The 13,079-nt window shown below is 43.4% G+C and carries 13 protein-coding genes; 2 read left to right on the forward strand and 11 right to left on the reverse strand.

Annotated features, from left to right (window positions below):
* Window positions 1-11: 11 nt before the first annotated feature.
* The 4 genes from CDO84_RS18620 to CDO84_RS18635 form a co-directional block, all read right to left on the reverse strand.
* Window positions 12-1,013 carry an LLM class flavin-dependent oxidoreductase gene (locus CDO84_RS18620; RefSeq protein WP_040081459.1) on the reverse strand — a complete coding sequence of 334 codons (1,002 nt, stop codon included), beginning with the start codon at window positions 1,011-1,013 and terminating at the stop codon, window positions 12-14.
* A 174-nt stretch (window positions 1,014-1,187) separates the two neighbouring features.
* The gene (gene nfsA, locus CDO84_RS18625) at window positions 1,188-1,937 is read right to left on the reverse strand and encodes an oxygen-insensitive NADPH nitroreductase (protein ID WP_014665840.1); all 750 of its coding nucleotides are present in this window, start codon (window positions 1,935-1,937) and stop codon (window positions 1,188-1,190) included.
* Window positions 1,938-2,043: 106 nt separating this feature from the next.
* The gene (locus tag CDO84_RS18630) at window positions 2,044-3,228 is read right to left on the reverse strand and encodes an FtsW/RodA/SpoVE family cell cycle protein (RefSeq protein ID WP_040081457.1); all 1,185 of its coding nucleotides are present in this window, start codon (window positions 3,226-3,228) and stop codon (window positions 2,044-2,046) included.
* Between the two features lie 208 nt (window positions 3,229-3,436).
* Complete coding sequence (locus tag CDO84_RS18635) at window positions 3,437-4,582, reverse strand: GNAT family N-acetyltransferase (protein WP_040081455.1); 1,146 nt, start codon at window positions 4,580-4,582, stop codon at window positions 3,437-3,439.
* A gap of 227 nt (window positions 4,583-4,809) precedes the next feature.
* Here CDO84_RS18635 and ywcE point away from each other — a divergent pair, with 227 nt between their 5' ends.
* Window positions 4,810-5,073, forward strand: a complete 264-nt coding sequence (gene ywcE / locus CDO84_RS18640) for a spore morphogenesis/germination protein YwcE (protein WP_003227411.1) — start codon at window positions 4,810-4,812, stop codon at window positions 5,071-5,073.
* A gap of 41 nt (window positions 5,074-5,114) precedes the next feature.
* On the opposite strand, the gene qoxD is transcribed toward ywcE, so the two are convergent.
* From qoxD to qoxA, 4 genes are read right to left on the reverse strand one after another with little or no spacing between them, the layout of a single operon-like run.
* Entirely contained in the window at window positions 5,115-5,489 is a 375-nt protein-coding gene (gene qoxD, locus CDO84_RS18645; protein ID WP_014665842.1) for a cytochrome aa3 quinol oxidase subunit IV, read from the reverse strand.
* A 1-nt stretch (window position 5,490) separates the two neighbouring features.
* A complete protein-coding gene (gene qoxC, locus CDO84_RS18650; RefSeq protein WP_003227409.1) occupies window positions 5,491-6,105 on the reverse strand; it encodes a cytochrome aa3 quinol oxidase subunit III in 615 nt (204 codons plus the stop codon).
* Between the two features lie 13 nt (window positions 6,106-6,118).
* Complete coding sequence (gene qoxB, locus CDO84_RS18655; RefSeq protein WP_014665843.1) at window positions 6,119-8,068, reverse strand: cytochrome aa3 quinol oxidase subunit I; 1,950 nt, start codon at window positions 8,066-8,068, stop codon at window positions 6,119-6,121.
* A 27-nt stretch (window positions 8,069-8,095) separates the two neighbouring features.
* Window positions 8,096-9,061 (reverse strand): cytochrome aa3 quinol oxidase subunit II, encoded by a 966-nt coding sequence (gene qoxA / locus CDO84_RS18660; protein ID WP_010886637.1) that lies wholly within the window; start codon window positions 9,059-9,061, stop codon window positions 8,096-8,098.
* A gap of 514 nt (window positions 9,062-9,575) precedes the next feature.
* Here qoxA and CDO84_RS18665 point away from each other — a divergent pair.
* Window positions 9,576-9,821: a GlsB/YeaQ/YmgE family stress response membrane protein gene (locus CDO84_RS18665; protein ID WP_040082491.1), complete on the forward strand. Its 246-nt coding sequence runs from the start codon at window positions 9,576-9,578 to the stop codon at window positions 9,819-9,821.
* Between the two features lie 70 nt (window positions 9,822-9,891).
* Here the strand turns inward: CDO84_RS18665 and galT are convergent, their stop codons facing one another.
* From galT to CDO84_RS18680, 3 genes are all read right to left on the reverse strand, one after another.
* Window positions 9,892-11,433, reverse strand: coding sequence for a UDP-glucose--hexose-1-phosphate uridylyltransferase (galT, locus tag CDO84_RS18670; protein ID WP_040081451.1), 1,542 nt, complete (start codon window positions 11,431-11,433; stop codon window positions 9,892-9,894).
* A gap of 3 nt (window positions 11,434-11,436) precedes the next feature.
* Complete coding sequence (locus CDO84_RS18675) at window positions 11,437-12,609, reverse strand: galactokinase (protein ID WP_040081450.1); 1,173 nt, start codon at window positions 12,607-12,609, stop codon at window positions 11,437-11,439.
* A gap of 82 nt (window positions 12,610-12,691) precedes the next feature.
* Window positions 12,692-13,075 carry a GtrA family protein gene (locus CDO84_RS18680; protein ID WP_014665847.1) on the reverse strand — a complete coding sequence of 128 codons (384 nt, stop codon included), beginning with the start codon at window positions 13,073-13,075 and terminating at the stop codon, window positions 12,692-12,694.
* Window positions 13,076-13,079 lie beyond the last annotated feature (4 nt).

The following is a 13,079-nucleotide window of genomic DNA, read 5'->3' on the forward strand; positions in this document are numbered from 1 at the left end:
CTTTTTAACGATCAGTCAGCTAACGCCTCCTGCAATAAACGATACGAGCGGAGCTTATCTTCAAAATGATGTGTAATGGTCACCACCATGATTTCCTCTGTTTCATACGCTTTACTCAAAGCTAGCAGCTGCTCCTTAACCTGTTCTTTCGTACCAACAATCATTCGATTTCGATTATCAGCAATTCGTCTCTCTTCATAAGGAGAATACGAGTTTCCCCGAACAGCTTCATACGAAGGAACTCCCTCTAAAGGAATCCCCTGCTCTCCCGCCAAAAGCGTAAAATCGAGGACAGCCCCAAGCTCCTCTGCCTTCTCCTCTGTGTCAGCACAAAGAACAAAAACAGCAACTGCCGCTCGAGGCGTATCTCCTAACACAGACGGTTTGAATCGTCTCTTATACTGTCTGACAGTATCCTCTCCGCCTTCTCCATTGATAAAATGGGCAAACATATAGCCGGCACCAGAATCAGCGGCGAGCAGCGCGCTTTCTCCAGAAGAGCCTAGCAGCCATACATCCGGAGCAGTTGAAATATGCGGCGCAGCCGTCAGATTCGGAAAACGGTGTTTGTCATCCGCCAAATCATGCAAATACATGGTCAGCTCCTTAATTTGCTGCGGATACTGATCAGAATTGCGCTTACCGCCGTCATTCAGCGCCCATGATGCAATCGGCATTCCCCCCGGTGCTCTGCCAAGCCCCAGGTCAATTCTTCCCGGTGTCAGCCCCTCCAGAACACGAAAGTTTTCAGCTACTTTATAAGCACTGTAATGCGGCAGCATAACTCCTCCTGATCCAACGCGGATTCGCTTTGTTTTCGCCGCTATATGACTGATGAGCACCTCAGGACTAGACCCTGCCAGCCGTTTTGAAAAGTGATGCTCAGAAACCCAAAATCTCTTATATCCAAGGTCCTCAGCAGCTTGAGCAAGCGCAACGGTTTGCTGTAAGGCCATTTCTGCATTGCAGCCCTCTGATACTGGAGATTGATCTAATATACTTAATGAAACCATCCCTACCACCTCATCCTCATCGTATCACTGATCCCCTAATTTTTCTTCAAAGCCGCTCACACTGCTTATCAGTGTCTCCCATCATTCACCGTTTATTTGTGAAAGCATGTCCCTATTTGTCGGAATATGTTACACGTGAAACATAAAAACCCCTCCTAGACGGAGAGGTTAGCTTTAGTTTTTATTAAAGCCCTTTTCTTTCACGTAGTCATTTAAATACGTACGCGGCTTCTGCTTCATAAAGTTCAGTATTTGATCGGACCACGTTTCTTCCCGCTGTCCGTTTGTTCTTTCTCTATAGTAATCAGAAATGGTTTTGTCATACGTATTCATAGTATGACGGAAATCGTCTGCGTTCACATTATACGCATTCTCATGATAAACGGCCTGCTTTGGCAGTCTCGGTTTTTTGCCGGATAGATTCGCTGGATGACCTACTGCCAGCCCGAATAGCGGGAGCACATGGTCAGGCGTTTGCAGCACCTCTGTCACCTTGTCCAACTCATTCCGAATGCCTCCGATATAACAAATGCCAAGCCCCATAGATTCAGCCGCAATGCTCATATTTTGCGCTGCGAGCGCCGCATCAATCAAGCTAACCATAAACATTTCCGTATTCTCGAGCAGCTCAGAAATATGTTCCCCTTTTTCCTCAGCCAGTTGTTGATGGCGGTACAAATCCGCACAAAATACAAAAAAGTGCCCGTTCTTCTCAACGTAAGGCTGATTCCCAGCAAGCACAGACAGCTCACGTTTTTTCTCAGGATCAGAAACCCCGATAATCGAATATGCCTGCACATAACTGGATGTAGACGCAGCCTGCGCACTTTTCACTAATGTATCAATTTCTTCAGCTGTCAAAAGCTGATCAGTAAAAGACCGGATTGACCGATGATTCAAAATGGTTTCGATTGTGTTATTCATCACAAGAACCTCCTTATCTCTTTTTATCATATCCGAAAAAAAGTATTCCCAAAAGTGAAATGCTCTGCACAAAAAAAAGACAACCTCTGAAAAGGCTGTCTTCATCTTAAGAATTAAAGAGATAACTTCTGTATTTCGTCAGCTGCACACTCGCGTTATACACAATCCCAAATCCAATTAACGTGGAAAGTGTCGAGCTTCCCCCATAGCTGACAAACAGCAGCGGAATCCCGGTAACAGGCATAATGCCGATGTTCATTCCGATATTCTGGAATGTGTGGATAACAATTAACGCCGTATAGCCAACGCAAAAGAAGGAAGCAAAACGGTTAAACGGATGTATTTTATCTATCAGAACGACAAGCCTGTAGATTAAGAAGAAGAACATGATAACAACAATTGCACAGCCTATAAAGCCAAAGCTTTCACCCAAAATGGCGAAGATAAAGTCGGTCTGTCCTTCTGGTACATACACCTTCAAATTGTGAACGCCATTTCCGACAATGCCGCCTGAGCCGATAGCCATAACAGCCTGATCAACCTGCCAGCTGCTATTTGCATCTTCCTGAGTTGTTCCATTTGTATCAGAAACCCAGGATGTTACCCTCTTTATTTGATACTCTTGAATCCCAACTGATTTAGCAGCATCAGGAAAATTAATCATTACTAACAAGATAAGAGAAATAAGTAAGATACCAGAACCACCAATGATTGCGATCAGCTTCCAGTTTACTCCTGACATAAAGATCATGACAATCACAATAAACATACATATCCCGGCTGTACCAGCATCCTGAAGAAGGATAAGTCCGATCGGCACTACCGATACACCTGCAATCTTAAGCAAAAGATGCACATCATCTCTGAGCGTTCGGATTTTTTTAGGGCTTGCTTTTGAAATCACTGAGGCTACCATCATCATGAGCCCGATTTTCATAAATTCAGAGGGCTGTAACGTTACAGAACCAAACTGAAACCAGCTTTTTGCACCGTTTTTCACTGGTGCAATAGACTCAGGACTGACTCTCAATATCAAAAGAAGCAAAATCCCGAATAAAAATACATATAAACTCAATTTTTCAAGCTGCTCCAAATCGAAATACAGCAGTACCGAAATGGCAATAGCCCCCAAAGCATAATAAATAATTTGTTTCGTCCAGGCATTATCTCCATACTGCCCAAACTGACCGGCAGCATAAATCGCCAATACGCTTATAATAAAAAACACACCAAATATAAAAATCAAATCCCCCTGGTAAAAGGGACTTTGCTGTTTCTTATATCGACTCATTCTATCCCGCCTTACATTTTCATCGGAAAATCACTAATGTTTATTATACATGAACCACGTTCAAGATGACACGTGAAGCTCGCTTCCTTTTAAGTTTTTTCCGCACTTGTGGCGCTTTTCAGCTACACGACATATGACGTATGATAGACCGAAATGTTTCGATTGACACAAAACTTTTCAAATAAAAAAGCCCCTTTTAAATAAGGGGTTAAAAGAAATCCATAAGAAATGGAGGTTTTAGTTGAAAGTCGTCATCAAGCCGTTTGATTTCCGATACCGGTCCTTTTATCATGCCTGCTTCAAAAAGGAAACGGGCACTTCTGGCGCCTAGGAAGAAAGCGGTTAAAGAAGATATGCTGCATTCTATTAGATGGTCAGATGACTCTTCTGAAACGATCTGCACCTGCTGCGAATCGACGCGGAAAGTCTGTTGATTCCACGGTGCCCATTGATCCGTTACCTTAAAGTCAAAGGGAGCTGTTACCCGAGATTTTGGATATTCCCGTAAAAAACCTTCAACGTCAACGATGCGCGCCATACTATAAGGATATATATCTTGTTTGACCCGGGGTTCGGCAGTTAAAAAATCAAGATCTTCCTCCATCCGTACAGTCAGTTCCGCTTCATTTAGCATCGAATCATGCTGGCAAATAAAATTCCACAAGCCTCTCTGTGCCTCTCTGTTCAAATAAACAAATTCCTCAACCCGCATCGTTTTATTTTTGATGTCATACACAAGATATCCACAGGGCACCCCATCTTCAGAGATGTACATAGCTTTCATTCCATGGATCTTCTCTGTCCAATGCTCCTTTGAACGCTTCATCAGCCCATTATGCTTCGTTCTGTACTGATTATAGATGGCATTCACTGCATCTGTTTCATCCTTTTGAAGCCTCCTCACGTCCCCAGGGGCATCGCCTAGTTTTTGAAACTGTTCTTTAAGGTAAGTCAGGCGTTTTTGATAGAAACAGAGTTCCCAGCCAAATTTGCGGTAAAAGGAGATCAGGAATGGATGCAAAAAGCTGATGGTTTGGTTTCTTTTCTTCATAACCGTTAGAGCGTCTAGAATAAGTTCCTTTACTGTTCCTTTTCTTCTGTATTCAGGCCAGGTTGCTACCCCGGCAATACCTCCCATCTTCATCTCCTGCTCTTCCAGCATGACAGAAAAGGGAATGATGTGAAGCTTAGAAAGGAGTTTCTCTTGTTCTTTGATTCCGATGATGTAATGGTTCTCTAAAGCTTTTACTTTCTCTTCTCGTTCCTCAACACTAAGTTCTTTCTGAAAAGCATATTCAGACATACTGATTACTTCCCGCCAGTCTTCTTTTTCAAGCTTTATTACCTGATACATCTACATTCCCCCTGTTCTAAAAGAAAGCTCCGTACAATCTCCTATCTTATAAAGCTTAAAAATAAGACAATAGGTCTAACTCATTTTCACGAAAACGTGTATCAATTTCTGGAAAACATGGTATAATAATTGTAACAGAATGTTCACAAAACAACCACAAAACAGACACAACTCAGTTCCTCTATTTCATTTTTGTAAACGCTGTCACAAAATGAAAGGAGACGGGTATGATGGACATGTTTTTCGCTTACTTATTGGTTGCCAGCGCAACGCCTCTCTTTATTTGGCTTGATAACAAAAAAGTCGCACTCTCAGCTATTCCGCCAATCATCTTAATGTGGGTATTCTTCTTCTTTTACGCAACAGAAAGCCTTTCTCCACTAGGACATACTCTCATGATTATCTTGTTTGCCGTCAACGTCATAGTCGCTCATATCGCTGCATTTATCATTTACGGTCTTCCGTATCTTCGCAGAAAGCGAAGCAGCTGAAGACAGCAAAAAACCCTCTTCTCACGAAGAGGGTTTTTGTATTATTCGTTGTGGCCTGAGTGCTCTGAGTGTTTAGCGCCTCCAGGAGGATTTCCGTCCATGTGGTCACCATGGTGATAGTGAGCCGCGAAAATCCAGATGGAGCCAAGTACGATAACGATCGCGCCAAAGAATCCGAACAGCGTGTTTCCGACTTGGATCGTGCCGTTTTCGCTCTCTGTCATGTGCATGAACATGAGAAGCTGCAGCGCCGCCTGAATGAAGGCGAAACCGAAGATAATCCAAAGTTTTGCTGATGAGCTCAGGTCAGTATACACTGCAACCCATAGAGCCAGCAGGGTCAAAACGATAGACAGTGCAAAACCTACAATGTGCTTCCATGGAAAGTGACTGTGTTCAGCAGATTTGTTTGCCATTTTACAGACCCCCCAATCCCATGAGATAGACACCTGTAAAGATGAAAATCCATACAACATCTAAGAAGTGCCAGTACAAGCTTGAGATAAAGATTTTAGATGAAGTTTGCGGAGTTAAGCCGCGTTTCTTCAACTGAATCAGAATTCCTGTAATCCAGAAAATACCGATTGTTACGTGAGTTCCGTGAGTTCCAAGTAAAACAAAGAATCCAGACCAGAACGCACTTGTACTGAGAGCCGCTCCTTCATGTACATAGTGAACAAACTCGTTAATCTCGCATCCGACAAAGCCGGCACCGAGAAGAAGAGTGATAATTGTCCAAATGACGACGCCTTTTAAACTTCCGCGGCGCATTTCATGAACAGCGATCCCGCAGGTAAAGCTGCTGATAAGCAGCAAGAACGTCATAATCATTACCAGATTGACTTCAAAAAGTTCGTCTGGCAAGACACCTCCAGCTGTTCTGTTTTTAAGAACGAAGAAGGTTGCAAATAGTGTTGAGAACAACACAATTTCTGCCCCTAAAAAGATCCAAAACCCGAGAATATTAAGTCTGCCGGTTTCAGATTGATATTCCATAGGCGCGTTAGAATTGCCGTGTTCTGCATGTTCCATAACTCACGCCTCCTTATTCGGAAATCTTTCTTTCCGTCTCTTTTATTTCATCAACACTAATGTAGTAGCCGTTGTCGTATTCGAATGAACGCAGAACCATGCAGAGCAGGACTCCGATCAATCCGACTACGCCCATCCAGTACCATTCAAAGACAAGTCCAAAGCCTGCAAGACCGAAGGCAACAGACATAAAGAACGGTCTGCCTGAGTTGCTTGGCATATGGATTTTCTTGAATTTGCTTTCAGGGTATAATTCAGTTTTTTCTTCTTTCATATGCAGGAATGCATCTTGAGATTTGACTTCAGGAAGCACCGCAAAGTTGTAATGCGGCGGAATCGCAGAAGAAGTCGCCCAATCAAGCGTACGTCCCACACCCCATGAATCTCCGCTGATTTCACGAGTAGAGTAACGGAAGCTGTAGTAGATGTTATAGCAAAGGATTAAGAATCCTACACCCATCATGAAAGCTCCGACAGTTGAGATAAAGTTCAATGTTGTCCAGCCGTCGTTTGGCCCGTATGTGTAAATACGGCGAGGCATGCCTTGAAGCCCCAAGAAATATTGAGGGAAGAAACATACATTGAAACCGATCATAAAGATCCAGAAGAACCATTTTCCGATTCTTTCGTTCAGCTTGTGGCCGAACATTTTTGGATACCAGAAAATAAATCCGGCGAAACAAGCAAATACAGTACCCGCGATCAGCACATAGTGGAAGTGAGATACAAGGAAGTACGTATTATGGTATTGATAATCCGCTGCTGCCATCGCAAGCATAACCCCTGTAACCCCGCCGATAACGAAGTTAGGAATGAACGCAAGCGCCCACAGCATAGGTGTTGTAAAGCTGATTCGGCCTTTATACATCGTAAAGAGCCAGTTAAAGATTTTAACCCCGGTTGGGATTGAGATTGCCATTGTCGTAATTGAGAAGAATGAGTTAACGGACGCACTGTTCCCCATTGTGAAGAAGTGGTGAGTCCAAACTAAGAAACTCAATACAGAGATGGCGATAATAGAACCAACCATCGCTTTGTAACCAAACAATTGTTTTCTTGCAAAGCTTGAGATGATTTCTGAGAAAATACCAAATGCCGGAAGAATAACGATATATACTTCAGGATGTCCCCAAATCCAGAACAAGTTAGCCCAAAGCATCGGCATACCGCCTGCTTCCAATGTGAAAAAGTGAGCGCCGAACAAACGATCAAATGATAAAAGTGCTAATGCTACTGTAAGTACAGGGAACGCAAACACGATAATAACCATTGTGATCAGTGTTGTCCATGTGAACATTGGCATACGCATTAATGTCATGCCTTTTGTTCTCATTTTTAAGATTGTTACCATAAAGTTGATCCCTGTCATCAGGGTACCGATACCGGCAATCTGAAGTCCGAGGAGGTAGTAGTTCTCACCCGGCCCAGGGCTCATGTCGTTACTTGCAAGCGGCATATAACTCGTCCAGCCTGCGTTCGGAGAACCTCCGATTACGAAAGAAATATTGAAAAGCATCGCACCTACAAAGAACGTCCAGAAGCTCAGGTTGTTCAAGTAAGGGAACGCAACGTCGCGAGCACCGATTTGAAGAGGTACAACAACGTTGATAAGACCGATTAAGAACGGCATCGCCATGAAGATGATCATGATTGTACCGTGTGTTGTAAAAATTTCATTATAGTGGTTTGAGTCTAAAAAACTGTTATTCGGAAGCGCTAGCTGGGCACGCATCATCAGACCGTCGACACCGCCGCGGAATAACATAATTACAGCAGATATAATATACATGATTCCGAGTTTTTTATGGTCAACAGTAGTTATCCATTCAGACCAAAGCCATTTCCACTTTTTGAAGTAAGTCAGTACAACAATGATGGCAATGGTTGAAAGCGCAATGGAAACTTGTGCGCCCAGAATTAATGGGTCACCAGTTACGAAAAATTCGTCCCATTTCATTTTCATGCGGGCTTCCTCCTTTCCTGATCAATATCATTCTTCTGTATCATCAGACTTCTTAAATTCGTTTTTCTTTACGTTTTCAAACGGATCTGTTTTAGAGTGCGGAGAAACGGCTTGATAGCCAAGGCGTTTGCGCGCCTCCATCGCGTACTCAGCGTCTTGTCCGTGATCAACGTATTTCAGGTGAGTAGAAGAGAACGTTAATTCGTCCACATTTTCAGGAAGCATCAATTCATCATACTTCTCTTTTGTCAGCTTAGGAGCCTCGTTCTGAGTCTTTTTCACCCAGCTGTTAAAGTCTTTTTCTGTGACTGCATTCACATCAAACTCTTGGTCTGCAAAATGTTCACCTGTGAAGTTCGCATTGCGGCCTTCGTAAGTACCCACTTTATCAGCCTGTAAGTATTGATCCATCAGCATTCCGGCCATCGCATATTTTTGTCCTCCAAGCTGAGGAATCCATAGCGAAGCCATTGAATCTGCAGATGAGATTTTGAACAAGATCGGGCGGTCGACAGGAATGTTTAAGTAGTTGACCGTTTCAATATCCTGTTCAGGGTAGCTGAATACCCATTTCCAGTCTACCGAAGTAGCATAAACAACAAGAGGCTCTTTGTCTTTTGTTGCTTCAGGAGCTTTTTCTAACGAATATATCGTCTGTACTGTTGGCACAGAAAGTGCAATGACGATTAAAATTGGGATCACTGTCCAGACTACTTCTAAAAACGTGTTACCGTGAATTTCTGGGTTATAAGATCCATTATCTTTGCCTTTACGGTCGCGGTATTTTACTAAAATAATGGTAAATAGAACAAAGACGACCCCGACGATAAACAGCATAAATCCGATAGATAACAGGATTAAATCACTTTGCTGTTCAGCTACAGGCCCTTTCGGATCTAGTACTGAAGCATTGCTGCATCCCCCAAGGACGAAAACCACAGTTAACAGCGCTAATACAAGCAACGGTTTTAATGCTCTGAACAAGAAGATCACCATCCTTCCTATTGATGTAATAAATCTGAAGTGCATACTTCCTCAAAATCTTTTCTCTACTTTGTTATGCTATCAAAAAGTTCACTTATTAGCTTTATTTTTTTATAAACTTCATCCCATTTTCGCTTAAATGTCATAAAATCGACAAAAATTGCTCCAACTTTATTCACATCTATCGCTTAAGATGAAAAGTTTCTAGTTATTTCCGCATATAAAGTAAAGAAAGATGATGAAGAACTAATTCTGACAAATTAAGGTTTACCACAATAAAAAACTTAGGTCAATCAAAAGTTTCATTTTGTTAAACTTTCTAGATAGGAATTATTTTTTCCTTGTCTAGCATCTTTTCACATGGTTACCATTTTAACGCATCAAATATTGAAAGAAAAGGCTCAATGAAGAGCCAATATGCTCTGAATTGTCCGCATTTTTCAAAGAGAGCATCCAGTTGTTTATCTTATACAAAAATGAGGAATGATATAAGCAAATAATAAAAAATAGGATGTGTTGCATGATGAGTTTTCTTATTTCACTTATCGTAGCTATTATTATCGGATGGCTTGGAAGCCTTTTTGTAAAAGGAGATATGCCCGGAGGAATTATTGGGTCTATGATCGCAGGTCTTATTGGCGCCTGGATCGGACATGGGCTGCTTGGAACATGGGGGCCGCACCTAGCCGGATTCGCCATTATTCCAGCGATAATCGGCGCAGCCATTGTTGTCTTTCTAGTAAGCCTGTTAACCAGAAAAAGAGGATAAATGCAACAGCACCCGAAGCGTCAGCGCTTTGGGTGTTTGTTTTGCCATAAAAATCGAAAAAGCCTCAACCCTAGCGGTTGAGGCTTTTGACTGGTTTGGCGCCCAACTGATCGATGAACGTTCTGAAGGCCTGTTTTCCCTCTGTTGTCTGCTTAAATACACCGGCGTGTTCAAGAATGCGAATGAATACATGTCCCAGCTCTTCCTTTATGACTAGATCTGCATTCTCTTTCGTTATGGTTCTTTTTTCCATCACTCGAAGAGCCCATTCACTATGTTTTGCCGTGAGCGGATTTTGTTCTAAGGCTGTTTTCGGATCAGCAGAGCATAGCGCCGCTGCCGTTTCTTTCATTTCCTCCTGTAAGCGGCCAGGCAATATCGCCAATCCCATGACCTCAATCAGGCCGATATTTTCTTTTTTAATATGGTGGACTTCCTGATGAGGATGGAATATTCCTAATGGATGCTCCTCATTCGTCCGGTTGTTCCTCAGGACGATATCGAGTTCGTACAGGTCTCCCCTGCGCCGCGCAATCGGTGTGACCGTATTATGGGGCGTATCGCCTGTATAGGCGGCAATGCCGGCTTTTTCATCGGAATACGTTTGCCACGTGCGGAAGATATGATCAGCAGCTTCAGCGACACGATCCGGTTTGTCTCCTCGGAGCCTGAGCACAGACATCGGCCACTTCACTAAGCCCAGCGACACGCCGGGATAATCATTTAAGTCATAAACGTCTTCCGCTTCTGCACGTGCCATTGGAAAGTCATGTGCGCCGCCTTGGAAATGATCATGGCTTAGGATGCTGCCTCCGACAATCGGGAGATCCGCGTTTGAACCGATAAAATAATGCGGATACTGCCCAAGAAACGACATCAGCCTTTCAAATGTTTTTTTGCTGATCTCCATCGGTTCATGTTCACCTTTTAAGACGATGCAATGCTCTGGATAATAGACGTATGGCGAGAATTGCAAAAACCATTGTTCGTCTTCAAGGATGACTGGAATGATTCTGTGATTTTGCCGGGCTGGATGGTTCACGTTTCCCTCAAACCCGACATTTTCTTTACACAACAAACACATCGGATAATTTGTCTGCGCCTGCTCTTTTGCAGCCGCAATCGCTTTCGGGTCCTTTTCAGGCTTGGATAGGTTAATGGTCATTTCCAGCTCGCCATATTCGGTCGGCACTGTCCAATGAACATTTTTGGCGATTCTGTCTGTCCGTATATAATAGACATCCTCTGAATATTGATAGAATTCCTTTGTCGCCTGTTTTGGACCGTATAATGCTTTTGTTTCTTCAAACTTGCGAATGACCTCGGATGGAGCAGGTACAAAACAGCCCATCAGCTTTGCGCTAAGCAGGTCACGGTACGTATCTGTATCCGCTTCCATTCGGCCGGTTTCCGCAGCCCATTTATAAATGGGAGCGAGTAAGTCCGGAAGGCTTTGTGACTGCTTAATAGAGGTGCTGGAGACCGGCTCGGGATGTGTGATGCCCAGCGCTTCATAAAGACGGTTTCTCGTATATTCCCGATCCCAGATTGAAATCAGTTTTCGTTCTAGGCCATACTCAAGCAGCTGTTCTAGATGTTCAACAATACTCATGTGTCACTCCCCCTTTAGTTCTCTTGCACCTTCTCCGATATCAGCGACATAAAAATCCGCTTGGAGCCCTGTTTTTTCTTGATATCTTTCTCCAACTTTTTGAATAAAATCATCAATAAACGCATCTTTTACAATGCTGATGGTGCAGCCGCCGAAGCCCGCGCCCGTCATTCTTGATCCAATTACACCTTCGTGATCCCACGCCGCAAACACAAGCTCATCAAGTTCAAGGCATGTTACTTCATAGTCATCCTTCAATGAAAGATGGGATTCCTTCATTAAACGCCCGATCTCATCTATATTGTTTTCTTTGAACATATGGGCTGTCTTGATGGCACGGTGATTTTCGTATACAGCGTGCTTTGCCCGTCGTCTGTTCGTTTCATTTTGGATCAGGCTGGAATGCGCATCGAAATCAGAAGGCGTGACGTCGCCCAGCGAGGCAATATCGAGGCCTTTTTGCAGATCAAGCAATGCATCGTTGCATTCTTGGCGTCTCGTATTATAGCTTGAGTCTGCCAATGTCCTTTTTTTGTTCGTATTCGCGATGACCAGCGCGAGGCCAGAGACATCGAGCTTGCTATATTCATAGTCAAGCGTGTCGCAGTTCAGCAGCATCGCATGATGTTTTTTCCCCATTCCAATTGCGAATTGGTCCATAATCCCGCAATTGACGCCGATAAAGTGGTTTTCCGCATGCTGCGCCATTTTCACAAGCTCAAGCGCATCTACTTCAGGATGAAAATAGCTTTGGAGGACGACTCCCATCAGCAGTTCAATAGAAGCGGACGACGACAGCCCCGCCCCGTTTGGAATATTTCCTGAAAATACAATGTCAAAGCCATGGGGAACAGAATAGCCCCTCTGCTGGAATTCATAAATAACGCCTTTCGGGTAGTTCGCCCAGTCGTCTTCTTTTTGATAGTGAATGTCGCCAAGGCTGCACTCCTTGATGCCTGCGTTTTTAAAGTTATCTGAATACATCCGGACAAGCCCGTCGTTTCTTTCTGCAACAGCAGCATATGTACCAATTGTCAGCGCGCACGGAAATACATGCCCGCCGTTATAGTCTGTATGTTCTCCAATCAAATTCACTCTTCCAGGTGCGAAAAAAAACCGTAACCCCTCTTTTTCTCCGAATACACTTGCAAATATCCCCTTTAGCTCTTCCCGCATGTGCAATCACCTTTCTGGTTTTTATTTTTTATTCCCTTTATTTCTTCAGAGAAAACGGTAGATCATATGCTGCTGTCCTCTGTCATACCCCTTCTTCTTTTGTTTTTTTGAAGACGAGCCATTTGCTCGCAACATAGTTGACGACAACAATGACTGCGTTGTCGAGTATTTTGGCCAAGGTTTCATTTGTATTGAACTGGCCGACAAGAATGATCATCATGCCTAAATCTATGCCGAGAGACAGGACCCGAACGCTGAAAAAAGCAGTGATCTCTTTCAGCAGGCTCTGCAGATCATGTGTTTTTTGCTGAAACACATATAATTTATTTGTTATGTAAGCAAACAGCACGGACAAAATCCAAGCAGCGACAGTGGCGGCTTTGTAATCCATATTCATCATCTCTACCAATATATAAAAGCTGGCGATGTTCACAATAGTCGTGAAAACCCCCATAATGACATACATAATC

It is taken from the genome of Bacillus sp. MD-5 (assembly GCF_002201875.1).
Lineage (GTDB): Bacteria > Bacillota > Bacilli > Bacillales > Bacillaceae > Bacillus > Bacillus stercoris.

Bases quoted from the DNA above. Each gene is read 5' to 3' on its own strand.
- CDO84_RS18620 (WP_040081459.1), bottom strand. From the start codon at position 1,013: ATGGTTTCATTAAGTATATTAGATCAATCTCCAGTATCAGAGGGCTGC.
- nfsA (WP_014665840.1), bottom strand. From the start codon at position 1,937: ATGAATAACACAATCGAAACCATTTTGAATCATCGGTCAATCCGGTCT.
- CDO84_RS18630 (WP_040081457.1), bottom strand. From the start codon at position 3,228: ATGAGTCGATATAAGAAACAGCAAAGTCCCTTTTACCAGGGGGATTTG.
- CDO84_RS18635 (WP_040081455.1), bottom strand. From the start codon at position 4,582: ATGTATCAGGTAATAAAGCTTGAAAAAGAAGACTGGCGGGAAGTAATC.
- ywcE (WP_003227411.1), top strand. From the start codon at position 4,810: ATGATGGACATGTTTTTCGCTTACTTATTGGTTGCCAGCGCAACGCCT.
- qoxD (WP_014665842.1), bottom strand. From the start codon at position 5,489: ATGGCAAACAAATCTGCTGAACACAGTCACTTTCCATGGAAGCACATT.
- qoxC (WP_003227409.1), bottom strand. From the start codon at position 6,105: ATGGAACATGCAGAACACGGCAATTCTAACGCGCCTATGGAATATCAA.
- qoxB (WP_014665843.1), bottom strand. From the start codon at position 8,068: ATGAAAATGAAATGGGACGAATTTTTCGTAACTGGTGACCCATTAATT.
- CDO84_RS18665 (WP_040082491.1), top strand. From the start codon at position 9,576: ATGAGTTTTCTTATTTCACTTATCGTAGCTATTATTATCGGATGGCTT.
- galT (WP_040081451.1), bottom strand. From the start codon at position 11,433: ATGAGTATTGTTGAACATCTAGAACAGCTGCTTGAGTATGGCCTAGAA.
- CDO84_RS18675 (WP_040081450.1), bottom strand. From the start codon at position 12,609: ATGCGGGAAGAGCTAAAGGGGATATTTGCAAGTGTATTCGGAGAAAAA.
- CDO84_RS18680 (WP_014665847.1), bottom strand. From the start codon at position 13,075: ATGTATGTCATTATGGGGGTTTTCACGACTATTGTGAACATCGCCAGC.